Origin of the sequence: Mumia spirodelae, assembly GCF_050632745.1 — a bacterium.
GTDB lineage: Bacteria > Actinomycetota > Actinomycetes > Propionibacteriales > Nocardioidaceae > Mumia.
In genome coordinates this window covers 352,920-377,980 of record NZ_JBODSD010000001.1, presented here as the reverse complement: position 1 = coordinate 377,980, position 25,061 = coordinate 352,920, and the positions used below count along the sequence as shown (strand labels likewise).

Here is a 25,061-nt window from a genome sequence, read left to right as displayed (position 1 = left end):
TCCGCGACCCGAACCACGAAGGAACGACGGGAGAACCCCTGGTGACCCCCATGCACGACTACCGGCTCAGCCAGCTCGACCAGCTGGAGGCCGAGTCCATCCACATCTTCCGTGAGGTGGCGGCGGAGTTCGAGAGGCCGGTGCTGCTCTTCTCGGGCGGCAAGGACTCCATCGTGATGCTCCGCCTCGCCGAGAAGGCGTTCTACCCGGCGCGCATCCCGTTCCCGGTGATGCAGGTCGACACGGGCTTCGACTTCCCCGAGGTGCTGCAGACCCGCGACAACTGGGTCGACCGCCTCGGGCTGCGGATGATCGTCGCCTCGGTCGACCAGGCGATCGCCGACGGCATCGTCGTCGACGACGGCAAGACCAGCCGCAACCGCCTCCAGATCGGCACGCTCCTCAACGCGATCGAGGAGAACGGCTTCACCGCGGCGTTCGGCGGCGGTCGTCGTGACGAGGAGAAGGCCCGCGCCAAGGAGCGCGTCTACTCCCACCGCGACGAGTTCGGCCAGTGGGACCCCAAGAACCAGCGTCCCGAGCTGTGGAGCCTCTACAACGGCCGCATCGCCGAGGGCGAGCACATGCGGATCTTCCCGCTGTCCAACTGGACCGAGCTCGACGTCTGGCACTACATCCACCGCGAGAAGATCGAGATCCCGTCGATCTACTTCGCCCACAAGCGCGAGGTGGTCGAGCGCGACGGCATGCTGCTGTCGGCCGGCGACCACCTGACGCTCAAGAGCGGTGAGTCCGCCGAGGAGCGGCTGGTCCGCTTCCGCACGGTCGGCGACATGACGCTGACCGGCTGCGTGGAGTCCGCTGCCGCGACGACCGGCGAGATCATCGACGAGATCGCGATCGCCCGCGTCACCGAGCGCGGAGCGACCCGCGGCGACGACCGGTTCAGCGAGGCGGCGATGGAAGACCGCAAGAAGGAGGGCTACTTCTGATGGCCGCCACCGTCACCGAGACGACCACCGAGACCGGCACGCCGCGCATGGACCTCCTGCGCTTCGCGACCGCGGGCTCCGTCGACGACGGCAAGTCGACGCTGATCGGCCGTCTGCTGCTCGACTCGAAGGCGATCTTCGAGGACCAGCTCGAGGCCGTCGAGCGCACCTCGCAGGACAAGGGCTACGACTACACCGACCTGGCGCTGCTGACCGACGGGCTGCGGTCCGAGCGCGAGCAGGGCATCACGATCGACGTCGCCTACCGCTACTTCGCGACGCCGCGGCGCAAGTTCATCATCGCCGACACGCCCGGCCACGTTCAGTACACGCGCAACATGGTGACCGGCGCGTCGACCGCCGACCTCGGCCTCGTGCTCGTCGACGCCCGCACGGGCCTGACCGAGCAGAGCCGTCGCCACGCGGTGATCCTCTCGCTGCTGCGGGTGCCGCACCTCGTGCTCGCGGTCAACAAGATGGACCTCGTCGACTACGACAAGGCCGTCTTCGAGAAGATCCGCGACGAGTTCGACACCTTCGCCGCCAAGCTCACCATCCCGGACCTGACGATCATCCCGATCTCGGCGCTCCAGGGCGACAACGTGGTCGAGCGCAGCGACAAGATGCCGTGGTACCAGGGCACGTCGCTGCTGCACCACCTCGAGAACGTCCACGTCTCCTCCGACCGCGACCTCGTCGACACGCGCTTCCCGGTGCAGTACGTCGTGCGTCCGAAGTCGGACGAGTTCCACGACTACCGCGGCTACGCGGGCCAGGTCGCCGGCGGCGTGCTCAAGCCCGGCGACGAGGTCCAGGTGCTCCCCAGCGGGTTCACGACCCGCATCGCGGCGATCGACCTCTTCGACCAGGCCGTCTCCGAGGCGTTCCCTCCGATGTCGGTGACGGTCCGTCTGGCCGACGACCTCGACGTCTCGCGCGGCGACATGATCTGCCGCCCGCAGAACGCCCCGACGCCCACGCAGGACATCGACGCGATGATCTGCTGGATGACCAACGAGCCGCTGCGCCCGCGCCAGAAGCTCGCGATCAAGCACACGACGCGCAACGCCCGTGCCCTGGTCAAGGACATCCAGTACCGCCTGGACATCAACTCGCTCCACCGCGACCAGGAGACCAAGGAGCTCGGCCTCAACGAGATCGGGCGCGTGAAGCTGCGGACCACGGCGCCCCTGTTCGTCGACCCGTACGAGAAGAACCGGACCACGGGCTCCTTCATCCTCGTCGACGAGGCCACCGGCATCACCGTCGGTGCGGGGATGATCAACGGCTGACGCCGACCACCGCCGTACGAAGGCCCGCCGGGGAGTCCCCGGCGGGCCTTCGTGCGTCAGGAGGTCAACCCGGTGGCCGGAGACCGGTCCCCTCGCGGTTGCGGTCCCTCCCTCGGCGCGATAGACCTGCGAACGATGCGAGACGTCGGGACGGGGGCCGGATGACGAGGAAGCGTCGTGCCCTTGCGCTCGCTCGCGTCGCGCTGCCGACCTCGGCAGCCCTCGCCCTCGTCGGTGTCGTCGTCGGTGTGAGCGGGTACGCGGCCCAAGCGGTCGCCGCGCTGTCCGCGTCGTTCCTCGCGGGTCTCGTCTGGCTCGCCGTGTACCTGTGGACCGTGCGCACCGGTGTCGCGCTCACCCTCGCGGCGACCCAGCGCACCCCGAGCGCCACGGTCGAGCTGGGCCGGACGTACGACCGGCTGGCCCCCGACGGCGCGACCTTGCCGGAGCTCGGCGGCTGGGCGGTGAACCCGTGGGCGATGATCGTGATGCTCGACCTCGTCCGGTCAGGGCAGGTGTCGACGATCCTCGAGTGCGGATCCGGCAGCTCGACCGTGTGGTTCGCCACGGCGCTCGCCGACCGCGGCGGCGAGGGCCGCGTCATCGCGTTGGAGTCCAGCCCGGAGTTCGCCGCCGCCACGCGCGAGGAGCTGCGCCGGCGGGGGCTCGACGGTCGCGCGGAGGTGGTGGACGCACCTCTTGTGCCGACTCGAGGGGAGACGCGGAGGTCGCAGCCGTGGTTCGACCTCGCGGCCCTCCCCGACGTCGCCGAGGTCGACCTCCTGTTCGTCGACGGTCCGCCGGGGAACACGTCGGCCGACGCGCGCTACCCGGCGTTCCCCGCGCTCGCCGACCGTCTTCGCGACGGGGCGGTCGTGGTGCTGGACGACACCGACCGTGTCGACGAGGCGTACGTCGTCGAGCGCTGGAGCCGCGAGACCCACCACGGGCGCGGACTCCGCGTCTCGCGACGCCTGTACGACGCGACGGTCTTCGAGGCGCGTTCCCTCGAGGAGGGTGCGGGCTCCTGACCGCTACGGCGTGAAGGCCTGCACGACCGTGCCGGTGCCGTGCACGTGCACGGGGCCCGCGTCGCGACCGGCGAAGGCGGAGCGACCCGGGGTGAGGTCGACCGAGCCCGTCTCGGACTCGACGCGCACGGCACCGTCGACGCACAGCACGATGCGGGGGCCGGTCCCCGGCAGCACCGTCGACGAGGCCGCGTCCACGCTGGCCACCGCCAGCGCGAACTCGTCCACGTCGGGAGCGAAGACGCTGACGCCGCCCTCCTCCTTCGGCGTGACGACGTGGGCCTCGGCCATGCCCATCCGCACGCAGTCCACGAGCGCCTGGGGCTCGATGTGCTTGCTGGTCAGACCGGCGCGCAGGACGTTGTCGGACCCCGCCATGACCTCCACGCACGTACCGCTGAGGTAGGCGTGCAGCACCCCGACCTCGACGAACGCGGCCTGACCCGGCTCGAGGCGGATGCGATTGAGGAGCGCGGCGACGACCAGCCCCGGGTCGCCGGGGTGGTGCTCGGCCAGCTGGGCCACGGTCTCGTACGCGCGCCTGCGGTCCTTGCCCGTGGCGTACTTCTCCCGGCACTCGGCGACGAAGCCCTCGAGCTCGTCCTGCGTCGGGCCCATCCACGGCGAGAGGAGCCGGCCGACCATGCGGACCAGGCCGGGGAACCCGGGGTCGGCGCGCAGCTCCTCGTCCAGCCGTCGCGCCAGGGGCGACTCGAGGCCTTCGAGCACGTGCCAGACCTCCGCCGTCGGACGGAACGCGATCAGCCCCTCGAACGGGGTCAGCGCGTAGACCATCTCCGGCTTGTGGTGCGGGTCCTTGAAGACCCGGTGGGGAGCGCCGAGGGCGACGCCGCGCTCGTTCTCACGGACGAAGCCACGCTCCGCCATGACCGCCTCCGGGTGGACCTGGAGCGAGAGCGGCTTCGCGATGGCGAGGATCTTCAGCAGGTACGGCAGGGTCCCGCCGGCGATCTCGCTGAGCGGCGCCGTGGTCCCGTCCTCGAGGCGGACCGTCGACTCGCCGAGCGGGTGCGTGCCCATCCAGAGCTCCGCCCAGGGCTTGCCGTCCGGCTCCTCACCCAGCATCGCCGGGAGAACCGTGGAGGACCCCCAGTCGTACGGCTGGACGACCGTCTCGAGAACGCGCATCGCCTATCCCTTTCGCCGCGGCGCCCGAGCCGAGCGGACCGGACCCTTGCCGGAGCTGTTGTCCCAGGAACGCCCGCCGCTGCGTCGGGGCCCACCGCCGGAGCGCCCGCGAGGACCGCGGTCGCGCTCGAGGTGGATCAGCTCGCCGCCGATGCGGGTGCGACTGAGCGCGCCCTCGGTGCCGCTCGGGAGCGGGTCGGGCAGCTCGACCAGCGAGTGGTCGAACCGGATCGAGATGTTGCCGAAGTCGGAGCGTCCGAGGCCGCCCTCGTTGGCGAGCGCGCCCATGATCGACTTCGGGGTGGCGCGCTGGCGCTTGCCGACCGCGAGGCGGTAGACGGCCATGCCGTCCGGGGTCGGGCGCTGCGGCCGCTCCGGGCGGTCGCCACGGTCGCCACGGTCACGAGCGCGGTCGCGCTCGGTCACGACGATGTCGTCCTTCGCGTCGAGCAGGAAGGACCGGCCGTCGTGGACGCGGACGGCAAGGGCGGCGGCCACGTCGAGAGGGTCGACACCGGTCGCCTCGGCGTACTTGCCGACCAGCCCGCGGAAGAGGTGCACATCCTTGGTCGCCAGGGCGTCGGTGATCGCGCCCTCGAACTGCTCGACGCGGCGGGCGTTGACCTGCTCCGCGGTCGGGATGTCCATGGGGGTGACCGGCTGGCCGGTCGTGCGCTCGATGACACCGAGGAGGCGGCGCTCGCGCGGCGTGACGAACAGGACGGCGTCGCCGCTGCGGCCCGCGCGACCCGTGCGGCCGATGCGGTGGACGTACGCCTCGGGATCGTGCGGGATGTCGTAGTTGACGACGTGGCTCACGCGGTCGACGTCCAGGCCGCGGGCGGCGACGTCGGTCGCGACGAGGATGTCCAGCGACCCGTTCTTGAGGGCGTTGACCGCGCGCTCGCGTTGCGCCTGCACCAGGTCGCCGTTGATCGCCTGCGCGGTGTGGCCGAACGCGCGCAGCTGCTCCGCGAGCTCCTCGGTGGCCTGCTTGGTGCGGACGAAGACGATGACGCCCTCGTGCGGCTCCACCTCGAGGAAGCGGCTCAGCGCGTCGAGCTTGCGGAAGTGCGGAACCAGCAGCCAGCGCTGGCGCACGTTCTTGGCGGTGACCGTCTTGGCCTGGACCTTCACCTCGATCGGATCGGTGAGGTACTGGTCGGCCAGGCGCCGGATCGTCGACGGCATGGTGGCCGAGAAGAGGGCGACCTGCTTGCTGGTCGGCGTGTCGCGGAGGATCCGCTCGACGTCGTCGGCGAAGCCCATCTTGAGCATCTCGTCAGCCTCGTCGAGCACGAGGTACGAGATCGTCGTCAGGTCGAGCCGGCCGCGCTCGAGGTGGTCGATGACACGACCCGGCGTGCCGACCACGACGTGCGCGCCCTTGCGCAGCCCGGCGAGCTGCTCGGAGTAGCCCGCACCGCCGTAGACGGGGACCACGTTGAGGCCGGGGAGGTGCTTGGCGTAAGAGGCGAACGCCTCGGAGACCTGCAGCGCGAGCTCACGGGTCGGGGCGAGCACGAGCGCCTGCGTCTCGGGTCGCGTCACGTCGATGCCCGAGAGGATCGGGAGCGCGAAGGCGGCGGTCTTGCCGGTGCCGGTCTGCGCCATGCCGATGATGTCGTGGCCGGCGAGCAGCGGCGGGATCGCCTCGGCCTGGATGGGGGACGGCGATTCGTAGCCGACGTCAGCAAGGGCGCGGACCAGTCGCTCGTCGGCGAGGAGGTCAGCAAAAGAAGGGTGCGCGTCATTCGGCGCGGAATCAGTCATAACCGGTCAAGTCTATGGGGCGGGCGCGCTCGACCACGAATCGTACGCGTGTGACGCTCGTCAGGACGTTCCTCGCCTGGAGACCTATCGTGAGTCGGTGCAACGGCAACGCTGGTACGCGCTCCCTCGCGCCGTGCGATCACGCCTTGCCGGCTCCGCCGCCGACCAGCTCTTGTCGAGCACGAGCAACTCCCTCATCCTTCTGACGCTCGCACGTTCCATGGACCTGTCGGAGTTCGGGACGGTCGCCGTGGCGTACAGCTTCTTCGCCTTCGCGCTCGCCGTCCAGCGCAACACGATCGGCGTCCCCCTTCAGGCCGACCTCCCCACCGAGGCGCACGGACAGCCGCTGATCGCCCGCTCGATGGCCGCCTCGGCGGGACTGGGAGGCGTGGTCGGCGTCCTCGTCCTCGCGGGGAGCGTCGTGCTCCCCACCGCGGACGCGGTCGTCATGGCGCTGCTCGCCGCCACCATCCCCGTCGCCCTCGCGCAGGACTGCCTGCGGTTCGCGGCGACGTCCTCCGGGCGCCCGTCGCTGGCGCTCGGCTCGGACGTCACCTGGTTCGTGGCGACGGCGGTCGGGTTCGTGCTCTCGGTCGCTCGAGGCGTCCCGCCGGCCTTCCTCCTCGCGCTCTGGCTCGGCGGGGCTGTCGCAGCCCTCGTCGTGATCTGGCTCGGGCTGTCGCGGCCGCCGCTGCGGGTCGCGGGCGTCGCCGCGATGCTTCGCGAGCCGCGGCGTGTGCACCTCGCCTCGGAGTCGGCGGCCAGCGCGAGCACCGGTCTGGTCCTCGTCAACGGGCTCGCGCTGGTGGCGGGCACGGCGACCGTCGGCGCCTTTCGTGCCGCGAGCACCTTGTTCGGGCCGCTCGGCGTGGTCGCCTCCTTCCTGATCTTCGGCGTCGGACCCGAGATGTCGCGCACCGACCACCGGGGCCGGAGACGGCTGGCCGTGCTGTTCGGTTCCGCGTCGGCGCTCCTGGCCCTCGCCTGGGGGTGGATCCTCGCCGTGAACCCGTACGACCTCGGCACCCTGCTGCTCGGCGACACGTGGAGCAGCGTGCGTGACCTCGTCCCGGTGTTCGCCGTGCAGGCCGCCGGCTTCGGCGTCCTCACGGCGTTCTCGACACAGCTGCGCATCGCCGGCTGCACGAAGGTCGTCATGCGGATGCTCACGGGGCACGCCGTCGTCGCGGTCACGGCCACGCTCGTCGTCGGTGCCACCATCGGGACCGCGATGAGTGTCGCGACCGTGCTGGCCGCCCTCAACCTCGCGACAGCCGCACTGAGCGGCGTCCTCGCACACCGGTACGACCGGGGTCAGCGTGTCACGTAGCGTCCGACACGCTCGACCAGCGGTCCGATCTCCGCCTCCCAGTGCAGCTCGCGCCGGCTCACGTCCTGGCACCGCCGTCCCCTCGCCTCCAGCGTGCCGGCGCTCGCCGCGATCTCGCCGATGCGCTCGGCCAGCGCCTGCTCGTCCACGGGCGCGGTCCAGCCGAGGCCGTGCTCCTCGACCACGCGGCGGTTCTCGGGGAGGTCGCCCGCGAGGACGGGCCTGCCGCTGGCGACGCACTCGAACAGCTTGTTCGACAGCGAGTCGTTGGCGCGATCCACCGCCTCGTACAGCGCGGTCCCGACGTGGCCCCTCGCGTAGCGCTCCGCGACCTCGTCAGGTTCGCAGGGCCCCAGGTAGCGCACGTGTCCCTCGATGTCGCTGGCGCGGACGACGCTGCGGATCCGGCCGAGGTACTCCGGGCTGGCCCGACCGGTGATCTCGAGCCGGACGTCGTGCCCCTGGAGCCGAGCGCGGGCCACCGCCCTGATGAGCGGCTCGACGCCGCGCCCCTCGTACAGGCTGCCGAGGAGCACCAGCGTCAGCGGTCCCTGCGGGTCGGGCGGCGGTGGGAAGCGGTCCGGGATGAAGTCGCGCCGCGGGACGTTCCGTACCGTGAGGACCTCATGCGCGCCGGCCCGCGCGAACTCGTCCGCGTGCCCGTCGCACACGGCGACCGTGGTGACGTCGCGCCGGCCGAGAAAGCGCATCATCCGCGGCTCGAGGCGTGAGACCAGGGTGCCGATCGATCCCCGGGTGCGCACGCCGCCGAGGCGTTCGCGCGCGCTGACGACCACATGGCTGCCGTGGACCGCCTGGTGGAGAGCGCCCAGCCAGCACAGCGACGTGCTGCCGAGGACGACGACCCTCGCCGGGCGCCGCAGCGCCTCCCACGCGAGCCGGACCAAGGACGGCGGATAGACGAGGAGGAGGTTCCCGACGGTCGCCGCCCTGGTGCGTCGGGTGAACGGCCGCAGGGACGGCACCTGGTGCACGGCGACACCGCCCTCCTCGTACCCGCGGCGGAGGTCGGCGAGTCCGGTGCGACCCACGCGCTGGAGCGTGAGCGCCTGCACGTCGGTCCTGGGGAGGGCCTCCTTGATCGAGAGCGCCATCTTCCGCGTGCGCGTCGACGAGGCGAACGGGAGGACGTCGATGCAGAGGACCCCACCGCCGCGGTTAGCCATCGGACACCGCGAGACGCACGCGTACGAGGCTGCACAGCACGAGGAAGAGCCCGATGCCGACGGCGTGGATCGAGATCTGCTGGAGGAACGCGTCGGACCCGGACTTGGCCAGGCCGATGCAGTCGACGGCGAGGAAGGGGTAGAACAGCCGGACCACGACGTGGCGCGAGTCGCTCATCCGGCGACCGAGCCAGGCGACGACGAACCCCAGTGCCACCAGGACGAGGACCGCGCCGGCGACCCCGTACACGTACACCGACTCGGCGAGCACCGACGGCGGCCAGCCGGATCCGCGGGCCCACTGCACCGGGAAGAACCTCTCCGAGAACTCGACCGAGAACGCCTGTGGCTTTCCGGGCCACAACGACCGCGGCACCATCGTCGTCAGGTTGCGCGCGATCAGGTCGACGTCGAAGCGCCAGGTCGCGGTCGGCGAGGTGATGACCGCGGCATGCGTGTTGAGGACGTCGAGACCGGTGGAGATGAAGGGGTCGACGGCCGACCGGAGCTCGCTGCGGACACCCGCGGTGCCCGGCTCGACGAGCTGGCCCCGACGGATGGAGACCGAGTACCAGAGGCTGAACGGGACGATGGCGACGACGAGCACGGCGAGCAGGACCTTGGGGACCCGCCCGACGATCGTCCGCGCGATCACGACGGCGAGGACGAAGGCGAGCATCGTGAAGCGCGATCCCAGCACGAACAGGAAGCCGAGGTAGGCGGCCGCGCAAGCCGCGGCGAGAACCACCTGTGCGCGTGTCGCCATCCGCACCTGGCAGGAGGCCACGACCGCCGCGCCCGCCGTCGCGGCGACCGCGTTCAACGGGCCTGCCCCCGTCAGCAGGTCACGTCGTTCGAGGAGGTTGCCGAGCAGGTAGCCGAGTCCCCCGGTGGTCTCCGACAGGATCGTCGCGGCCGCGACCAGGACGCCCAGCACGCCCACGAGCACCGCGGCGAGCCCACCGGACGCCTCGAGAGGCGCCACCGCGCGCGCGGGGCGCGCGCGGATGCAGGCGCCGAGGTGGACCAGCGCGACGAGACCGATCGCGGTCGCCACGACCCACGTGGTCTGCGCCCGAGGGAACGTCTCCCACGGCGTCGCGAGCCCGAGCGCCCAGGCGAAGGGAGGGACCAGGACGGCGACCCAGAGGAAGGTCACCAACAGACCGGCGGGGGTCAGGAGCCACCGGACGACGCTCCCCCCGCCGACCGAGCCCTTGAACAGCAGCCAGACGACCGGGGTGGCCGCGAGCGCGACGTACGCCGGGGCGACCTGGGCGTCACGCTGCTGGAAGAGCAGGAGGACGAGCGCCGCGGCGACGAGGCAGGTGAGCGCGGCGAGGTCCGCCGCGACGCCGCGCTGGGCGGCGACCTCACGGTCCACGACACGGGACTCGGTCATCGCGGGGGCCCGGGGCGCTTCCGTGGACCGACCGTCGACAGCAAGAAGCGCAGGACCCGCCGCGACACGTCCGGGATCTCGTACTCCGCCGGCAGCCGCGGCGCGACCTTGGACGGGTCCTCGCGGACGAGCCGCACAGCCTCCACGACGAGATCCGCGTCCAGCCCCGTCAGCACGATCGTGCCGGCGTCGATCGCCTCGGGCCGCTCGATCGCCTCCCGCAAGGTCACTGCCGGGAAACCGAGCATCGCCGACTCCTCGGAGATCGTGCCCGAGTCCGACAGGACGCACGCGGCGCCGAGCTGCAGCCGGTTGTAGTCGAAGAACCCGAACGGCTCGAGGAACCGCACCTGGGGGTGCGTCACCGCTCCGGCGTCGGCGATGCGCGCCCGGGTCCTCGGGTGCGTCGAGACGAGGACCGGCAGGTCCCACGCGTGCGCGACGGCGTCGAGGCAGGCCAGGAGCGACCGGAGCCGCCCCGGGTGGTCGACGTTCTCCTCCCGGTGCGCGCTCACGAGGAAGTAGCCGTCGCGCTCGAGCCCGAGCCGCTCGAGGGCGTCCGAGGCGTCGATCTGGGACCTGTAGCGGGTCAGAACCTCTCTCATCGGTGACCCGGTGAGCATGATCCGACCGGGATGGATTCCCTCGGCGAGCAGGTGCTGCCGAGCGTGCTCGGTGTAGACGAGGTTGTAGTCGGCGACGTGGTCGACGAGCCGTCGGTTCGTCTCCTCCGGCACGCGGTCGTCGAAGCACCGGTTGCCCGCCTCCATGTGGAAGACGGGGACCCGCATGCGCCGTGCCATCACCGCCGCGATCGCGCTGTTGGTGTCACCCAGCACGAGGACGGCGTCGGGGCGCTCGACCTCGAGGACCCGCTCGGTGCCGATCAACGTCTCCCCGAGGACGTGACCCAGCGACGAGGTGTCCACACCCAGGTGGTGGTCGGGCGCTCGCAGCCCGAGCTCGTCGAAGAACACCTGGCTCAGTCCGTGGTCGTAGTTCTGCCCGGTGTGGACGAGGACGTGCTCGACCGACGCGTCCAGCAGCGCGACGGTGCACGACAGGCGGATGATCTCCGGCCGTGTCCCGACGATCGTCATCACCTTCACGGGAGGGACACCTCCGCCCCGACGACGTCGACGTTCTCCCGGTAGGTGTCCGGATGCGCCGGGTCGAAGACCGTGTCGGTCCAGAAGGCCGTGATCAGCTCGCTGTCGCCGACGTTGGTGAGGTCGTGGACCCACATCGTCGGCATGTCCACCGCGACCGGCGCGTCGCCCGTCACGTCGAACGCGCGGACCTGGTCGGAGAACAGGCGACGGAGGCGGATGCGTCCTCGGCCCCGGAGGACGACGAACCGCTCCATCTTCTCGAGGTGGAAGTGCTCGCCGCGCCGCGCACCGGGCACCGTCGTCGAGACGAAGCTCTGCCCGCCGCGCCCGTGCGCCCGCGCCGTCTCGACGAGCCTCCCGCGGTCGTCGGACCGGGCGACGAGCGGGATCGGCCCTCGTCGCTCGAACGCGGCGACACGGTAGGCGTTGAACAGCTGGCGCCCGAACCGCGCCCCGGTCTCAGGGAGGTCGCCGGCGGTGTAGTGCGTGTCGTACCTGCGGAGCGTGTCCAGCACCTCGGCCACCCGGACGACGGTCCCTCGCGGTCGCTCGGTGCGCGACAGCCCTCTCAGCGCGCCGACCAGCACCGCAGCAGCGTCCTGCGCATGCAGCAGCTCGACCTCGCGGTCATCAACGGTGGGCTCGTCCCCGGCGACGACCTGGTGGCAGAAGGTCGCGACGAACGAGTTGTAGAACGGACGCCCGTGCTCCCCGAACACGTTGGGGAGGACAACGTCCACGTACGGAGACCCCGCCGACCGCGCGCCATCGTGCAGCAGCTGCGTCGCCTCCCGCTTGGCCTCGCCGTACGCCGTGCCGTTACCGACCTGCAGCGAGTTGGCGAAGACCAGCCGCGGTGAGCGGCCGGAGCGTCTGACCGCCTCTGTCACCCGCCTCGCGAGCGCGACGTTCCCGTCGAAGACCTCACGGTCGTCACCCCCGCGGTTGACCCCCGCGAGGTGCACCACCGCATCCGCCCCCGCGACCTCCGCGTCGAGGTCGGCGAAGGCCTCGCGGTCGACCGGCACGACCTCGTGGCCCCCGCCGGCCCGCAGCCGCGCGCGCAGGTGCCAGCCGAGGAAGCCGGCGGCACCGGTGACCACGACCCTCATCAGACCTCCTCGCGGGCAGCACGGATCTCGGGCAGGCGCAGCAGGAGGTCCTTGACGGCCTCCACGTCGAGACGCGTCGTGGTGTGAGAGCTGTAGTCCTCCTGGTCGAGGTCCACGTCCGACCCGCCTCCGGTGTCGGCGAACAGCTCGTACTCCAGGCTCCGGGCGTCGAGAGGCACCCGGAAGTAGTGGCCCGCGTCCTCGGCTCGCGCCCGCTCCTCGCGGCCGAGCAGCGACTCGTAGAGCTTCTCGCCGTGACGGGCACCCAGCACCTTGATCTGCGGGTCGTCCTGGCCGAGCACGGAGGCCACCGCACGCGCGAGCACCTCGATCGTGCAGGCAGGCGCCTTGCGGACGAAGAGGTCCCCGGGCTCGGCGTGGTCGAACGCGTAGTCGACGAGGTCGACCGACTCGTCGAGCGACATGAGGAAGCGCGTCATCTTGGGGTCGGTGATCGTCAACGGCTCCCCGTCCAGCACCTGGGCGACGAACACCGGGATGACCGATCCGCGCGAGAACATGACGTTGCCGTACCGCGTGACGCTCACCGTGGTCGCCGAATGGGGACGACTGCGCGCGTACGCCTGGGCGACCCGCTCCATGAGCGCCTTGGACATACCCATCGCGTTGATCGGGTACACCGCCTTGTCCGTGCTCAGGCACACCACGGACGACACCTCGGCGGCGCTGGCCGCCTCGACGACGTTGCTGCTGCCCTCGACGTTGGTGCGTACGGCCTGCATCGGGAAGAACTCGCAGCTCGGCACCTGCTTGAGCGCCGCGGCGTGGAACACGTGGTCGACCCCGTCCACCGCCTCGCGTACGCTCGCGACGTCCCGGACGTCGCCGAGGAAGAAGCGGAGCCGGTCGTCACCCACCGCCCGGCGCAGGTCGTCCTGCTTGGCCTCGTCCCGGCTCAGCACGCGGACCTCACTCGCGCCGTCGGCGAGGAGACGGCGGACCATGGTCGACCCGAACGAGCCGGTTCCTCCCGTGACGAGGTAGCGGGCGTTCACGACGGGACCCCCTCGTCCGTCCAACGCCTCGTGTACTCGTGCAGCGCCCGGCCCTCGCGCGTGACGCTCGTCCGCGTCCGGACGAGCCCGAGACGGAGGTAGAACGCGTTCACCGCGTCGTTGTCGACCGCATCCGTCGTCAGGACGTACCCGGCACCTCCCCTGCGGCGCACCTCGACGTCGAACGCACGGACGAGCGCCTCGCCGTACCCGTGCGCCTGGACCGCGGGGTCGACCGCCAGGCTCATCAGGCACGCGGGCGTGCTCGGGGGATCGTGGTCCGCGTGCAGCCGCTCTCGCCCTCGCAGGACGCGGCCCGCGCTCGCGGGGTGCCGGACCAGGGCCGGAAGCACGGCGAGCGCCAGGCGCGCACCGTGCCGGCGCACCAGCGACCGGTAGAAGCGCCGCTGGTCCGGCGATCCTCCGACGAAGCCCACCACCTCACCGTCGCGGACCGCGACGAGCAGGATCCCGAGCTCGCGACGGACGAGCCCGGCGTAGAAGGTCGCGAGGAAGCGCGGCCCCAGCGACGTGAGGAAGAACCCGGGGAAGGACGCGCGGTGGACCGCGACGACCGCAGCCACGTCGTCCTCGTACGCGGGCCGGATCATGCCGTTCATGCCGACCGCCTCGTCCGCAGGTCGTCGAGGATGCGCTCGATCCTGTCCGTGCCCGACGCGAGGGAGAAGTCCCGCTCGTACGCGTCGCGCGCCGCCCGGCCCCTCGTCCGCAGGCCGGCACGCCCCAGCCGCGCCGCGTCCACCAGGGCGGAGGTGACCGCCTCGGGATCGCCGGGCGGCACGGTGAACCCGGCACCGGCGCGCGCGACCACGCCTTGGGCGTCGCCTCCGATCGCCAGCAGGATCGGCTTCGCGCAGGCCATCGTCGCCTGGAGCTTGCTGGGCATCGTCGCCGCGCTGTTCGGGTCGTCGCGCAGCCCGACGTAGTGGAGGTCCGCGGAGGCCATCACCGCCGACATCGCCGCGGGAGGTATCCGGCCGAGGAAGCTCACCCGGGCGTTGCCGGTCCGACGGCGCTGCGCCAGGTCGCGCAGCGCGTCCTCCTCCACGCCGCTCCCCGCGACCCAGACGTCGACGGGAGGCGCGTCGTCGGGGTAGCGGCCGCAGGCGTCGATGAGGAGGTCGATCGCCTGGGTACGCCCGAGCGTCCCGCCGTAGAGCACGACGACGCGATCGTCCGGCACGCCGCGGGCCCGGCGGACGGTCTCGTCCTCCGACGGCCGGAAGGACTCCTCGTCCGCCCACAACGGCACGTACGAGAGCTTCTCCCGCGGGACCGACCGTCGTTCCAGCACGCCGACGATGCTGGGCGAGATGCCCGCGACGTGCGCCGCGTTGCCGTACATCCAGCGGTTCCAGGCGTGGACGGCGGACGCGAGCGCCTGGGTCGTACGACGCGAGCGTACGAGCGCGGAGGACACGATGTTGTCGGGCCACAGGTCGAGGACGTGGAGCAGCACCGGAAGCCTCATCGCGCGAGACAGCCGCCACACGGGCAGTCCGACCGTGACCGGGGAGTTCGAGACCCACACGACGTCGAGCCCTCGGAACGCGGACGTCCCGACCGCGGCGGCGGACACCCCGAACGAGGCGTAGTTGGCCGCGCGCCGCACCGGCGAGGCGTCGTGGCTCGGGTAGAGCGCCACCCGCCGCACTGCGACGCCGTCGACGTCCTCGTCTGTTCGCCAGCGCACGGAGTAGCCGTCCTTGACGACACCGTCGGGGTAGTTGGGGAAGCCGGTGAGGACCCTGACCTCGTGCCCGCGCGCCGCGAGCGAGCGCGCGAGCGCCCCCGGCAGCCGGGCGGGTCCGGGCTCGGGGTCGAACCACTGGGACAGGATTCCCACGCGCATCACCGGCTCACCACCGATCGCACCGTCCGGGCAGCGATGCGCACGTCGTCGGCGACGCACCGGGAGCGCACGTACTCGCAGTACATCGCCACCTTCAACGGCAGGACGACCTCGCGGTAGTACTGCTCGGGCTCGTCCTGGGCGGCGAGGAGCTCCTCCTCTTCGCGGAAGGCGAGCGTCGCCGGGTCGGTGATCCCGGGACGGACCGACAGGATCTCGGCGCGCAGGTCCGCGGGCCACAGCGCGACGTAGTCCGCGACCTCCGGACGAGGACCGACGAACGCCATCTCTCCGCGGACCACGTTGACCAGCTGGGGCAGCTCGTCGAGCTTCGAGCGCCTCAGCCAGCGACCGACGCGCGTGACCCGGCGGTCGTCCGCCGTGGTGACGAGGGCGTCTGTCACGCCGTCGGCCCGCATCGTGCGGAGCTTGAGGATGTCGAACGGCACCCCGCCCCGACCGACCCGCGACTGCCGGAACAGCGCTGGACCCCGCGAGTCCAGGCGTACCGCCAGCGCCAGCAGCCCGAGCACCGGTGCCAGCACGACGAGCGCCAGTGCGGCGACGACACCCTCGACCGCACGCCTCATGCGCCCAGCACCTGCTTCAGGGCTGCCACGACCCGGTCGACGTCGGCGTCGGACATCGCGCTGTAGATCGGGACGCTGAGGATGCGAGGGAAGACGTCCTCCGCGACGGGGAAGCCCTCGGGACCGAGCCCGAGCGACGTGCGCCAGTACGTGAGCCGGTGGAGCGGGATGAAGTGGACGCTGGTCCCGATGCCGTGCCGGGTGAGCGCGTCGATGACGGCGTCGCGGCGAAGCGGCGCGTTCGGCGCCAGCCGCACCGGGAAGAGGTGCCATGCGTGAAGGTCGCCGACGGACGCGGGTTCGGGACACTCGATCGGCAGACCCCGCCACGCGTCCGCGTACCGGTCGGCGACCTCCTGTCGTCGCGCCCGCATCGCGTGCGCCCGGCGGAGCTGGACCCGACCCATTGCCGCAGCGGGATCGGGCAGGTTGTTCTTGAAGCCCGGCGCGACGACGTCGTACTCCCAGGTCGCCGAGGTGGTGCGGTAGCGGTCGAAGGCGTCACGATCGATGCCGTGCAGGCGCATGGTGCGAGCGCGCTCGGCGACGGCAGGGTCGCGGGTGGTCAGCATCCCACCCTCTCCGGTGGTGACCGTCTTCGTCGCGTAGAAGCTGAACACGGCGGCGTCGGAGTGGCGTGCGGCCCCGACGACGCTGCCCCCCGAGGAGGCGGGGAGCGCGTGTGCCGCGTCCTCGACGACACGGACACCGCGCGGGTGGGCAACCGCCGCGACCGCCGCCGTGTCTGCCGCCCGCCCCGCGAAGTGGACGACCACCACGGCCCGCGTCCGCGGGGTGAGCGCCGCCTCGACGGTGGCGGCGTCGAGATTGAGCGTCGCTGGATCGACGTCGACCACGACCGGCGTCGCCCCGAGGTAGCGGACGACCTCCGCGGTCGCCGTGAACGTCCAGGTCGGCAGCACGACCTCGTCGCCGGGGCCCACCCCGCACGCCTCCAAGGCCAGGTGCAGCCCCGCCGTCGCCGAGCTCACGGCCACCGCGTCGACCGCACCGCCGACGAAGGCCGCGAACTCCTCCTCGAAGTTCGCCGCGGCGGGTCCGGTCGTCACCCACCCGCCCCGCAGCGTCTCGACGACCGCCTCGATCTCCGCCTCGGTGATGTCCGGGCGCGCGAACGGCACCGGTGCCACCAGCGTTCGTGTCGGCCGCGCCGTCATCCCGCCTCCTCCACGAGTGCCGGACGGAGCTGCCGCGCGAGCCGCTCGAGGTCGCGGATGACCGCGGGTGGGGGCTCCCACGGGTCGAGCGTCTGGACAGCCGCGAACGGCAGCGGCGACACGGGGACGTGGGAGACGGACGGATGCGTGGGGCGCGCGTCGATCTCACCGTCGCCGAACAGCTCCTCGTGGACCTTCTCGCCCGGACGCAGCCCGATGAACTCGATGTCGACCGAGGCGTCGGAGAGCGCGATCAGCCGCCGCGCGACGGCATGGATGTTGACCGGGTCGCCCATGTCGAGGACGAGGACCTCTCCCCCGCGCCCGATGGCGGTCGCCTGGATGACGAGCCCGACCGCCTCCTGGACCGTCATGAAGTACCGGGTCGCGTCCGGGTGGGTGACCGTGACCGGACGGCCCTCGGCGATCTGCCGGACGAAGGCCGTGAGCACGGACCCGCGGCTTCCGAGCACGTTGCCGAAGCGCACGCTCAGGTACGTGCCGTCCGACGCCCGGTCGCAGGCTGCGGTGAGGCCCTCCGCGACCCGCTTGGAGTATCCGAGCACGCTGACAGGGTTGGCCGCCTTGTCGGTGGAGATGTTGACGAAGCGCGACACCCCGGCCCGGCGGGCCGCGTCGAGCAGGTTCTTCGTGCCCCACACGTTCGTCTTCACCGCCTCACCGGGGAAGCGCTCGAGGACGGGCAGGTGCTTGAGCGCCGCCGCGTGGAAGACGACCTCCGGTCGGTACGCCGCCAGGATCGACTCGAGCGCGTCCCCGTCGCGGATGTCGGCGAGCACCACGTCCTCGCCGTCCATCGGGGCACGGCCGTAGACGCCCATCTGGACGGCGTGGAGCGCCGACTCGTCCCGGTCGAGCATCACGAGCTGTCTCGGTCCGAGCCGCTGGACCTGCCGGCACAGCTCGCTCCCGATCGAGCCTCCCGCTCCGGTGACGAGCACCCGGCGTCCGGTCAGGCACTCCGAGATCGCCCGCAGGTCGGTGCGCACCTGAGCACGCCCGAGGAGATCCGACAGGTCGAGGTCACGGACGTCGTCGATGCCCACGCGTGAGTCGAGGACCTCCGAGACAGGCGGAAGGATCTTGACGTCCACACCGACCGCGTCGGCGGCGTCGGCGACGGCTCGGACGAGGTCGTGGCGCGCCGAGGGGATCGCGACGATGATGGCCTCGACGCCTCGGTGCCGGACGGCGTCCGCGATCGCCCCACGCCCACCGACGACCGGGACGCCCTCGATGCGGAGGTGGCGCTTCAGCGGGTCGTCGTCGATGAGCCCGACCGGGTCCCACCCTGCCGAGGGGTCGCGGTGGATGGCGTGGATGAGCTGGCGTCCCCCTTCACCGGCGCCGACGATGAGGACGGGATTCGCGCCGGGGTGCTCGTAGCGCTCGTCGCGCTCCTTCCACCGGCGCCACGCGACCCTGCCCCACGCCATCACCGCGACCGCGACGACGGTCGCGCCGATGGGGACGGCACGGGGCGCCCACAGCGGGTCGGTCAGGAAGTTCAGGGCGAATCCGACGAGGCCTGCGGTCGCTCCGACGCCGCTCAGGAGAACGGCTTCTTCGAGGCTGCCCGTCACGGCCCGCCCGCTGTGCAGCCGGAAGGCCTGTCCGAGCACGAGGTAGGAGGCCGCCATCGTGAGGAACAGCCAGACGGCCCCCGCCGCGTTCACCGATGCGAGGTCACCGTCGTACCGAGCGACGAGGACACCCACGGTCGCGACGAGCCAGGCCAGACTGTCGAAAGCGATGAGCACCACCGAGCGATGCCGGCGGAGCCACGGGCGCAAAGCAGCCACACATCTCCTTCCCCGGACAGAGATTTGGCTCAAAACGGGACATTAGCGACGATCAATGGGTTCTGCATGTCGTAACTACGCCAATGCAGGGACGCCACGCCTGCCCTAGGGTGAGGAAGCACCTACGAACCGAGGGGGACGGTTGGGGGTTCACGAGCTCCTTCAGGTCCTGCGTCGGCGATGGCTGCTGGTCGTCGGCTGCGTTGCTGTCGCGCTCGCCGTCGCGGGCGTGCTGGTCGCGCGCGCCACACCGGAGTACACCTCGACGACGCGCCTCTTCGTCTCGACGCCGCAGGCCGACAGCACCGACGCGTACCAGGGAGGCCTGTTCTCGCAGCAGCGCGTCGCCTCGTACGCCACCCTCATCACAGGCGAGGCCGTCGCGCAGCGCGTCGGTGAACGGCTCGATCTCGACACGCCGCCGAGCGAGCTCGCGGCGAAGATCAGCGCCTCCGTGGTGCCCGAGACCGTGATCCTCGAGGTGCGCGCCACCGACGCCGACGCCGAGCAGGCGCAGCGGATCGCCGAGGCGGTCGCCGACGAGTTCACCTCCTACGTCCAGGAGCTCGAGACCTCCGGCGGCGACGACAGCGCCCCGATCAAGGCGACCGTCGTCGACAGCGCGAGCCTCCCGGACACCCCGACGAGCCCGAACCTGCCTCGTACGTTCGGCCTCGCCCTCATCCTCGGGCTGCTGGTCGGGATCGGCGCCGCGCTGCTGAGGGAGACGCTCGACACGTCGGTACGCACGAGCAACGACCTCGACGACCTGACCGACGCTCCCGTGCTCGGCTCGATCCCGTACGACTCGTCGGCGAGCAGGAGCCCGCTCGTGACGCAGATCGGTCTGCTCGCCCCGCGCACCGAAGCCTTCCGCGTGCTGCGCACCAACCTCCAGTTCGTCGACGTCGACGCCGACCGCAAGGTCATCGTCGTCACGAGCGCCGTCCCGGAGGAGGGAAAGACGACGACCGCGACGAACCTCGCGCTCACCCTCGCGATCGCCCAGCACAGGGTCGTGCTCGTCGAGGGCGACCTGCGACGCCCCCGCGTCGCCGACTACATGGCACTGCCGCCCGACGTGGGGCTGACGTCGGTGATGATCGGACGCAGCACCCTCGTCGAGGCGGTCCAGCCGACCACCAACAAGTTCCTCGACGTCCTCACCAGCGGTCCCGTCCCGCCGAACCCTGCCGAGCTCCTGCAGAGCCAGGCGATGGCCGACACGCTCCGCGAGCTCCGCGCGACGTACGACGTCGTCCTCGTCGACGCCCCGCCGCTGCTGCCGATCACCGACGCCGCGGTGCTCGCGTCGCAGGCCGACGGGGCTCTCCTCGTCGTACGAGCCAAGAAGGCGACACGCGACCAGGTACGACGCTCGGTCGAGCGGCTGACCAGCGTGGGCGCCCGCCTGCTCGGCACGGTGCTGACGATGACGCCGCCGCGCTCGCAGGAGGGGAGCTGGTCAGGCTACGGCTACGGGTACGGGCACGCCGACCCTCCCGGCGCACCGCACCCGCGCGTGTCCGAGACGGACGCCGTCAAGCACCGCGGCTGACGCTACGGCCGGCCGAGCCCTCGGTACGTCCAGCCCGCGCCGCGCCACGCGACGGGGTCCAGCACGTTGCGACCGTCGACGACGACGGGGTTGCGCACCTGCTTCGCGACCGCGGCGGGATCGAGCTCGACGTACTCGCGCCACTCCGTGAGGAGCAGGACCAGGTCGGCCCCGTCGACCGCCTCGTCGACCGTGGATACGTAGGCGAGCTCGGGGTGGAGGCGGCGCGCGTTCGCGATCGCGTGCGGGTCGGTGACCCGGACCTCGGCGCCGTGGACGTGCAGCCGCGCGGCGACGTCGAGGGCGGGCGAGTCGCGGACGTCGTCGCTGTTGGGCTTGAAGGCGGCGCCGAGGACGGCGATCCGACGGTCCGTCACCGCACCGTCCAGCACCTGCCGAGCGATCTCGAGGACGCGGTCGCGACGACGCAGGTTGATCGCGTCGACCTCGCGGAGGAAGGTGAGCGCCTCGTCGGCGCCGAGCTCGCCGGCCCGCGCCATGAAGGCACGGATGTCCTTGGGAAGGCAGCCGCCGCCGAACCCGAGGCCGGCGTTGAGGAACCGGCGCCCGATGCGGTCGTCGTGGCCGATCGCGTCGGCGAGCGCGGTGACGTCACCGCCGGCGACCTCGCAGAGCTCGGCCATCGCGTTGATGAAGGAGATCTTCGTGGCGAGGAACGAGTTGGCCGCCACCTTGACCAGCTCGGCTGTCGGGTAGTCGGTGACGACGAGCGGGACGTCGTCGGCGAGCGGTGCGGCGTACACCTCGTCGAGGACCGCTCGCGCCCGCTCACCCGCAGGCCCCTCCGGCAGGCCGTACACGATCCGGTCCGGGTGCAGCGTGTCCTCGACGGCGAAGCCTTCACGGAGGAACTCGGGGTTCCAGACGAGCGTGGCCTCGGGTTGCACCTCGGCGATGCGGGCGGCGAGCCGGGCCGCCGTACCGACCGGCACGGTCGACTTGCCCACGACCACGTCCCCGGGCGCGAGGTGGGGCAGGAGTCCCTCGATGGCGCTCTCCACCTGGCGGAGGTCGGCCGCGTTCTCGCCCGCCCGCTGCGGCGTCCCGACGCACACGAAGTGCACCGCGCTGCCGGCGACCGCGGCCGGGTCCGTCGTGTAGCGAAGGCGGCCGGTGGTGGCCTGCTCGCTCAGCAGCTCCTGCAGTCCGGGCTCGAAGAACGGAGCCCGCCCGGCCGAGAGCTCCTCGACGATCCGCGCGTCGATGTCGACACCGGTGACGTCGTGCCCGAGGCTGGCCAGGCACGAGGAGGTGACGGCGCCCAGGTACGAGCAGCCGATGACCGAGATCTGCATGCGGGCGACGATAGCAACCAGCCCGGAGGCGCCGGCTGCCGCTAGAGGGCCGGACGGACGTGCAGCCCGACCTCCGGGTCGACCAGCACCTCCTGCGCGGCGGCGACGCCGTCGGCGAGCAGCGTGGCGTCGACCGGCACGTTGCGCTTCACGACCGCGTACGCGATCGGTCCGAGCTCGTGGTGGCGTGCCGACGAGCCGACGAACCCGACCCGGCGGCCGTCGAGCTCGACGTCGGCGCCGTGCGCCGGCAGGTGCTCGACGGAGCCGTCGAGGTGCAGCAGCACGGCTCGGCGCGGCGGGCGACCGAGGTTGTGGATCCGCGCCACGGTCTCCTGGCCCCGGTAGCAGCCCTTGGCGAGGTGGACCGCCTGCATGCTGTCCGGCGTGCCCGTCGACGCGTCGTACTGCCAGCCGTACTCGTTGGGGATCGCCTTGTCGTCGGTGTCCAGGCCGGGACGCGGGACTCCGGCGGCGATCCGCAGCGCCTCCCACGCCCAGGTGCCGACCGGGGTCCCGTACGTCGCGGGTGCGGCCGCGAGCTCCGCGCGGGGCACCAGCGCGTACGCGAGTCCGGGCAGGCCCAGCACCGCGTACGCGTCGGAGACGAGGGCGACCTCGACGCGCATCATGAAGCGCATCGAGTCGAGGTACGCCGCGAGCGGGGCGCCGCCGCCGGGCTCGGTGTGCGCCCAGAAGGTCTCGCCGTCGTCGACGCCGTGGAAGGCGTGCTCGACACGGCCCTGCGGCGAGAGCACGAGGCCCTGCGTCGGGGTGCCGGCGGCGAGCCCCTCGAACGCCTGGGTGGTGAGCGAGTGGAGCCAACCGAGACGGTCGGGCCCGGTGATCGTCACGACGTCGCGGTGAGACAGGTCGACGAAGGCGTCTCCCGCCTCGAGGGAGCGCTGCTCGGGACCGATCGCGCCGTAGTGGGCGGCGACCCCGCGGTCCCGCCCCTCGCCCTCGACCGCGCCGGGGAGCTCCAGGAGGGGACTTCTTCTCGTCGCGAGCGAATCCGCCGGACCGAGGTTGTCGAGATCAGACACGCTTCAGCTGCCCCCACAGGTGAGACTGCATGGCCTGCCCCTGGGCCGCCATGTCGTACGCGTACATCAGGTCGCCGTCGACCAGGCCGTACATGCGCTGGCCGGCGGTGTACTCCTTGGCCGTCGGCGTGCGGACGACCGCATCGGTCTGCAGCGTGAGACGCGGTCCGTCGAGCTCGCCGAAGTAGATCTCGACGAAGCCGGTGGGGTGCGTGAGCATCAGCTCCACCGGTCCCTTGGCCTTGTCGATCGGCCCCCCGGGGCGCAGGAATCCGGTCTCGAGGGCACCCGGGCGGACCCGCTCCCCGGACTCGTCGGTGATCCAGGTCTGGCTGAAGTAGTGCAGGAACGGACGCCCGTCGTGGGCGAAGGCCACGTCCTGCTCGAAGCTGAAGGGCTCGATCGTCGGGTAGTCGCCGCGCCCGTTGCCGTGCCACTGGCCCAGCAACCACGCGAAGCCGAGGATGTCGGGGTGAAGGTCCTCGGGGATCTCGAACGGCATGGCTCCAGTCTAGGCGGGGGTTGACGCCGAGACCCGACCCGCCAGAATGTGCGGGTGCGTGCGGTCGTCCAGCGAGTCAGCTCCGCATCGGTGCGCGTCGACGGCGAGGTCGTCGGCGCGCTCGAGCGTCCGGGGCTCGTCGTGCTGCTCGGCGTCACGCACACGGACAGCGCCGACGATGCCGCTGCCCTGGCCGCCAAGACCTGGAACCTGCGCATCCTCCGCGACGAGCGCTCCGCGTCCGACGTCGACGCACCGCTGCTGGTGATCAGCCAGTTCACGCTGTACGCCGACGTCCGCAAGGGGCGTCGCCCGTCCTGGGGGGATGCCGCGCCGGGCCCCGTCTCCGAGCCGCTCTACGACGAGTACTGCCGAGCCCTGCGGGAACTCGGAGCGCACGTCGAACGTGGAGCGTTCGGGGCCGACATGGCGGTCTCGCTGGTCAACGACGGCCCGGTGACGCTGGTCCTCGACAGCGCAGAGCTGCGACGGGGAGACGCACGTCGCCTGGGCTCATGACCGGTCATGGGGCAGAATAGGCGGGATGCAGCCCCGGCCAGGTGTCTGGGCTGCCGCCATGCTGGACAGGGAGAGGGATGAGCGACTACGAGGGCGCCGGCAAACGACGTGCCGAGAAGCCGCGCGGATGGATGCGCCGCCACTGGATCGGTGTGTCCATCGCCTCGGTGCTCTCCGTCGTCCTGATCGGTGGCGGCGCCTACGCCTGGGGTCTGATGAACAGCCTCGGCGGCATCGACAAGGTCCCGGGGCAAGCCTCCATCAAGGAGGAGAACCGCCCCGACCCCGCCCCTGGCGAGGCGCTCAACATCCTGGTGCTCGGCGCCGATGCTGAGGCCGACGGCAACAACAACAAGTCGTCGATCAAGGCCGACCTCGACTCCGAGGGGCGGTGGAAGGAAGGCCGCGTCCACCGCAGCGACACGATCATGGTCGCCCACGTCTCGGCCGACCGTAAGAACGTGTCGGTCGTCTCGATCCCCCGCGACTCCTACGTCACGATCTACGACGAGGAGGGCGAGCCGCGCGGCGAGGACAAGATCAACGCCGCCTTCGCCAACTACGGTCCGGCGGGCGCGATCTCGACCGTCGAGCACATCACCAACCTGCGCATGGACCACATGGTGATCATGGACTGGGACGGCTTCAAGGACATGACCGAGGCCGTCAACGGCGTCCGTGTCTACATCCCCGAGTCGTTCTACGACTCGTCTCAGAAGGTCCAGTGGGACAAGGGCTGGCACAACCTCAAGGGCAAGCGCGCGCTGCAGTACGTCCGCACCCGCTACGGCCTCTCCAACGGTGACTTCGACCGCATCCAGCGCCAGCAGAACTTCATCCGGCTGCTGCTCAAGAAGATGATGAGCGGCGCCAACGTCACGAATCCGGTCGCGCTGCAGAAGACCGTCTCGTCGGTCGCCCAGAACCTCACCATCGACGAGGGGTTCACGAACTCCGACATCACGGGGCTCGCGTGGGCGCTTCGGGGGGTCAGCGTCGACAACGTGGACTTCATGACCGTGCCGACCGCCGGCTACGGCACGTCCGACAACGGCCAGAGCATCGTCCTGCTCGACGAGACCAAGGGCAAAGACCTGTGGCGCATGGTCCGCAACGACAAGGTCAAGAAGTACCTGCGTCTCAACCCCGACGCCGCCAAGCTCGGCACGGAGACCGAGGTCAGCTGACCTTCGCGCCGAGCCTGCCGCGCCAACGGGAACCTGCCACGTCGGCGTGGCAAACCGTGGGAGACGACGAAGCCCCCGTCCCGGATCCCGGGACGGGGGCTTCGGTCTC

At 71.5% G+C, this 25,061-nt stretch carries 22 protein-coding genes; 7 read left to right on the top strand and 15 right to left on the bottom strand.

What is annotated here, in order from left to right:
- Positions 1-41 precede the first annotated feature (41 nt).
- The 3 genes from cysD (at position 42) to ACQSSQ_RS01875 (ending at position 3,276) form a co-directional block, all read left to right on the top strand.
- On the top strand, positions 42-953 hold the full coding sequence (cysD, locus tag ACQSSQ_RS01885) for a sulfate adenylyltransferase subunit CysD (RefSeq protein WP_431325334.1): 912 nt from the start codon (positions 42-44) through the stop codon (positions 951-953).
- The gene (locus tag ACQSSQ_RS01880) at positions 953-2,245 is read left to right on the top strand and encodes a sulfate adenylyltransferase subunit 1 (RefSeq protein WP_431325333.1); all 1,293 of its coding nucleotides are present in this window, start codon (positions 953-955) and stop codon (positions 2,243-2,245) included. Before cysD ends, ACQSSQ_RS01880 begins: the two co-directional genes overlap by 1 nt.
- 161 nt (positions 2,246-2,406) lie before the next feature.
- Positions 2,407-3,276 (top strand): O-methyltransferase, encoded by an 870-nt coding sequence (locus ACQSSQ_RS01875; RefSeq protein WP_431325332.1) that lies wholly within the window; start codon positions 2,407-2,409, stop codon positions 3,274-3,276.
- A gap of 3 nt (positions 3,277-3,279) precedes the next feature.
- Here ACQSSQ_RS01875 and manA read toward each other — a convergent pair whose 3' ends face one another.
- A complete protein-coding gene (gene manA / locus ACQSSQ_RS01870) occupies positions 3,280-4,425 on the bottom strand; it encodes a mannose-6-phosphate isomerase, class I (RefSeq protein ID WP_431325331.1) in 1,146 nt (381 codons plus the stop codon).
- Positions 4,426-4,428: 3 nt separating this feature from the next.
- On the bottom strand, positions 4,429-6,198 hold the full coding sequence (locus tag ACQSSQ_RS01865) for a DEAD/DEAH box helicase (RefSeq protein WP_431325330.1): 1,770 nt from the start codon (positions 6,196-6,198) through the stop codon (positions 4,429-4,431).
- A 133-nt stretch (positions 6,199-6,331) separates the two neighbouring features.
- On the opposite strand from ACQSSQ_RS01865, the gene ACQSSQ_RS01860 reads away from it, so the two are divergent.
- Complete coding sequence (locus ACQSSQ_RS01860) at positions 6,332-7,531, top strand: MATE family efflux transporter (protein ID WP_431325329.1); 1,200 nt, start codon at positions 6,332-6,334, stop codon at positions 7,529-7,531.
- On the opposite strand, the gene ACQSSQ_RS01855 is transcribed toward ACQSSQ_RS01860, so the two are convergent.
- Genes ACQSSQ_RS01855 through ACQSSQ_RS01810 form a run of 10 tightly spaced genes read right to left on the bottom strand, consistent with a single transcriptional unit; the run spans position 7,516 to position 18,785 of the window.
- Positions 7,516-8,718: a glycosyltransferase gene (locus ACQSSQ_RS01855; RefSeq protein WP_431325328.1), complete on the bottom strand. Its 1,203-nt coding sequence runs from the start codon at positions 8,716-8,718 to the stop codon at positions 7,516-7,518. The genes ACQSSQ_RS01860 and ACQSSQ_RS01855 overlap by 16 nt on opposite strands.
- Complete coding sequence (locus ACQSSQ_RS01850; RefSeq protein WP_431325327.1) at positions 8,711-10,120, bottom strand: O-antigen polymerase; 1,410 nt, start codon at positions 10,118-10,120, stop codon at positions 8,711-8,713. The genes ACQSSQ_RS01855 and ACQSSQ_RS01850 overlap by 8 nt, the downstream gene beginning before the upstream one ends.
- Positions 10,117-11,220 carry a non-hydrolyzing UDP-N-acetylglucosamine 2-epimerase gene (wecB, locus tag ACQSSQ_RS01845; RefSeq protein ID WP_431326761.1) on the bottom strand — a complete coding sequence of 368 codons (1,104 nt, stop codon included), beginning with the start codon at positions 11,218-11,220 and terminating at the stop codon, positions 10,117-10,119. Before wecB ends, ACQSSQ_RS01850 begins: the two co-directional genes overlap by 4 nt.
- Positions 11,221-11,225: 5 nt before the next feature.
- Positions 11,226-12,344, bottom strand: a complete 1,119-nt coding sequence (locus tag ACQSSQ_RS01840; RefSeq protein ID WP_431325326.1) for a polysaccharide biosynthesis C-terminal domain-containing protein — start codon at positions 12,342-12,344, stop codon at positions 11,226-11,228.
- Complete coding sequence (locus tag ACQSSQ_RS01835) at positions 12,344-13,360, bottom strand: polysaccharide biosynthesis protein (protein ID WP_431325325.1); 1,017 nt, start codon at positions 13,358-13,360, stop codon at positions 12,344-12,346. The genes ACQSSQ_RS01840 and ACQSSQ_RS01835 overlap by 1 nt, the downstream gene beginning before the upstream one ends.
- Positions 13,357-13,980 (bottom strand): GNAT family N-acetyltransferase, encoded by a 624-nt coding sequence (locus ACQSSQ_RS01830; RefSeq protein ID WP_431325324.1) that lies wholly within the window; start codon positions 13,978-13,980, stop codon positions 13,357-13,359. The genes ACQSSQ_RS01835 and ACQSSQ_RS01830 overlap by 4 nt, the downstream gene beginning before the upstream one ends.
- Positions 13,977-15,233 carry a glycosyltransferase family 4 protein gene (locus ACQSSQ_RS01825; RefSeq protein WP_431325323.1) on the bottom strand — a complete coding sequence of 419 codons (1,257 nt, stop codon included), beginning with the start codon at positions 15,231-15,233 and terminating at the stop codon, positions 13,977-13,979. Before ACQSSQ_RS01825 ends, ACQSSQ_RS01830 begins: the two co-directional genes overlap by 4 nt.
- Positions 15,233-15,823, bottom strand: coding sequence for a sugar transferase (locus ACQSSQ_RS01820; protein ID WP_431325322.1), 591 nt, complete (start codon positions 15,821-15,823; stop codon positions 15,233-15,235). Before ACQSSQ_RS01820 ends, ACQSSQ_RS01825 begins: the two co-directional genes overlap by 1 nt.
- Positions 15,820-17,001 (bottom strand): DegT/DnrJ/EryC1/StrS family aminotransferase, encoded by a 1,182-nt coding sequence (locus tag ACQSSQ_RS01815; protein WP_431325321.1) that lies wholly within the window; start codon positions 16,999-17,001, stop codon positions 15,820-15,822. Before ACQSSQ_RS01815 ends, ACQSSQ_RS01820 begins: the two co-directional genes overlap by 4 nt.
- A complete protein-coding gene (locus tag ACQSSQ_RS01810; RefSeq protein ID WP_431325320.1) occupies positions 16,998-18,785 on the bottom strand; it encodes a polysaccharide biosynthesis protein in 1,788 nt (595 codons plus the stop codon). The genes ACQSSQ_RS01815 and ACQSSQ_RS01810 overlap by 4 nt, the downstream gene beginning before the upstream one ends.
- A 181-nt stretch (positions 18,786-18,966) precedes the next feature.
- On the opposite strand from ACQSSQ_RS01810, the gene ACQSSQ_RS01805 reads away from it, so the two are divergent.
- Complete coding sequence (locus ACQSSQ_RS01805) at positions 18,967-20,382, top strand: tyrosine-protein kinase domain-containing protein (protein WP_431325319.1); 1,416 nt, start codon at positions 18,967-18,969, stop codon at positions 20,380-20,382.
- Positions 20,383-20,384: 2 nt separating this feature from the next.
- Here the strand turns inward: ACQSSQ_RS01805 and ACQSSQ_RS01800 are convergent, their stop codons facing one another.
- Genes ACQSSQ_RS01800 through ACQSSQ_RS01790 form a run of 3 tightly spaced genes read right to left on the bottom strand, consistent with a single transcriptional unit; the run spans position 20,385 to position 23,246 of the window.
- Positions 20,385-21,698, bottom strand: coding sequence for a UDP-glucose dehydrogenase family protein (locus ACQSSQ_RS01800; protein WP_431325318.1), 1,314 nt, complete (start codon positions 21,696-21,698; stop codon positions 20,385-20,387).
- Between the two features lie 41 nt (positions 21,699-21,739).
- Complete coding sequence (gene ygfZ, locus ACQSSQ_RS01795) at positions 21,740-22,744, bottom strand: CAF17-like 4Fe-4S cluster assembly/insertion protein YgfZ (RefSeq protein ID WP_431325317.1); 1,005 nt, start codon at positions 22,742-22,744, stop codon at positions 21,740-21,742.
- Positions 22,737-23,246 carry a heme-binding beta-barrel domain-containing protein gene (locus ACQSSQ_RS01790; RefSeq protein WP_431325316.1) on the bottom strand — a complete coding sequence of 170 codons (510 nt, stop codon included), beginning with the start codon at positions 23,244-23,246 and terminating at the stop codon, positions 22,737-22,739. Before ACQSSQ_RS01790 ends, ygfZ begins: the two co-directional genes overlap by 8 nt.
- Positions 23,247-23,300: 54 nt before the next feature.
- Here ACQSSQ_RS01790 and dtd point away from each other — a divergent pair, with 54 nt between their 5' ends.
- Positions 23,301-23,765, top strand: a complete 465-nt coding sequence (dtd, locus tag ACQSSQ_RS01785) for a D-aminoacyl-tRNA deacylase (protein ID WP_431325315.1) — start codon at positions 23,301-23,303, stop codon at positions 23,763-23,765.
- A gap of 77 nt (positions 23,766-23,842) precedes the next feature.
- Positions 23,843-24,952 (top strand): LCP family protein, encoded by a 1,110-nt coding sequence (locus tag ACQSSQ_RS01780; RefSeq protein ID WP_431325314.1) that lies wholly within the window; start codon positions 23,843-23,845, stop codon positions 24,950-24,952.
- The last annotated feature ends 109 nt before the right edge of the window (positions 24,953-25,061 follow it).

Bases quoted from the DNA above. Each gene is read 5' to 3' on its own strand.
- ACQSSQ_RS01865 (WP_431325330.1), bottom strand. From the start codon at position 6,198: ATGACTGATTCCGCGCCGAATGACGCGCACCCTTCTTTTGCTGACCTC.
- ACQSSQ_RS01875 (WP_431325332.1), top strand. From the start codon at position 2,407: ATGACGAGGAAGCGTCGTGCCCTTGCGCTCGCTCGCGTCGCGCTGCCG.
- ACQSSQ_RS01800 (WP_431325318.1), bottom strand. From the start codon at position 21,698: ATGCAGATCTCGGTCATCGGCTGCTCGTACCTGGGCGCCGTCACCTCC.
- ACQSSQ_RS01850 (WP_431325327.1), bottom strand. From the start codon at position 10,120: ATGACCGAGTCCCGTGTCGTGGACCGTGAGGTCGCCGCCCAGCGCGGC.
- ACQSSQ_RS01855 (WP_431325328.1), bottom strand. From the start codon at position 8,718: ATGGCTAACCGCGGCGGTGGGGTCCTCTGCATCGACGTCCTCCCGTTC.
- ACQSSQ_RS01790 (WP_431325316.1), bottom strand. From the start codon at position 23,246: ATGCCGTTCGAGATCCCCGAGGACCTTCACCCCGACATCCTCGGCTTC.
- ACQSSQ_RS01880 (WP_431325333.1), top strand. From the start codon at position 953: ATGGCCGCCACCGTCACCGAGACGACCACCGAGACCGGCACGCCGCGC.
- ACQSSQ_RS01830 (WP_431325324.1), bottom strand. From the start codon at position 13,980: ATGAACGGCATGATCCGGCCCGCGTACGAGGACGACGTGGCTGCGGTC.
- ACQSSQ_RS01815 (WP_431325321.1), bottom strand. From the start codon at position 17,001: ATGACGGCGCGGCCGACACGAACGCTGGTGGCACCGGTGCCGTTCGCG.
- wecB (WP_431326761.1), bottom strand. From the start codon at position 11,220: ATGACGATCGTCGGGACACGGCCGGAGATCATCCGCCTGTCGTGCACC.
- manA (WP_431325331.1), bottom strand. From the start codon at position 4,425: ATGCGCGTTCTCGAGACGGTCGTCCAGCCGTACGACTGGGGGTCCTCC.
- ACQSSQ_RS01780 (WP_431325314.1), top strand. From the start codon at position 23,843: ATGAGCGACTACGAGGGCGCCGGCAAACGACGTGCCGAGAAGCCGCGC.
- ACQSSQ_RS01825 (WP_431325323.1), bottom strand. From the start codon at position 15,233: ATGCGCGTGGGAATCCTGTCCCAGTGGTTCGACCCCGAGCCCGGACCC.
- ACQSSQ_RS01840 (WP_431325326.1), bottom strand. From the start codon at position 12,344: ATGAGGGTCGTGGTCACCGGTGCCGCCGGCTTCCTCGGCTGGCACCTG.
- ACQSSQ_RS01820 (WP_431325322.1), bottom strand. From the start codon at position 15,823: ATGAGGCGTGCGGTCGAGGGTGTCGTCGCCGCACTGGCGCTCGTCGTG.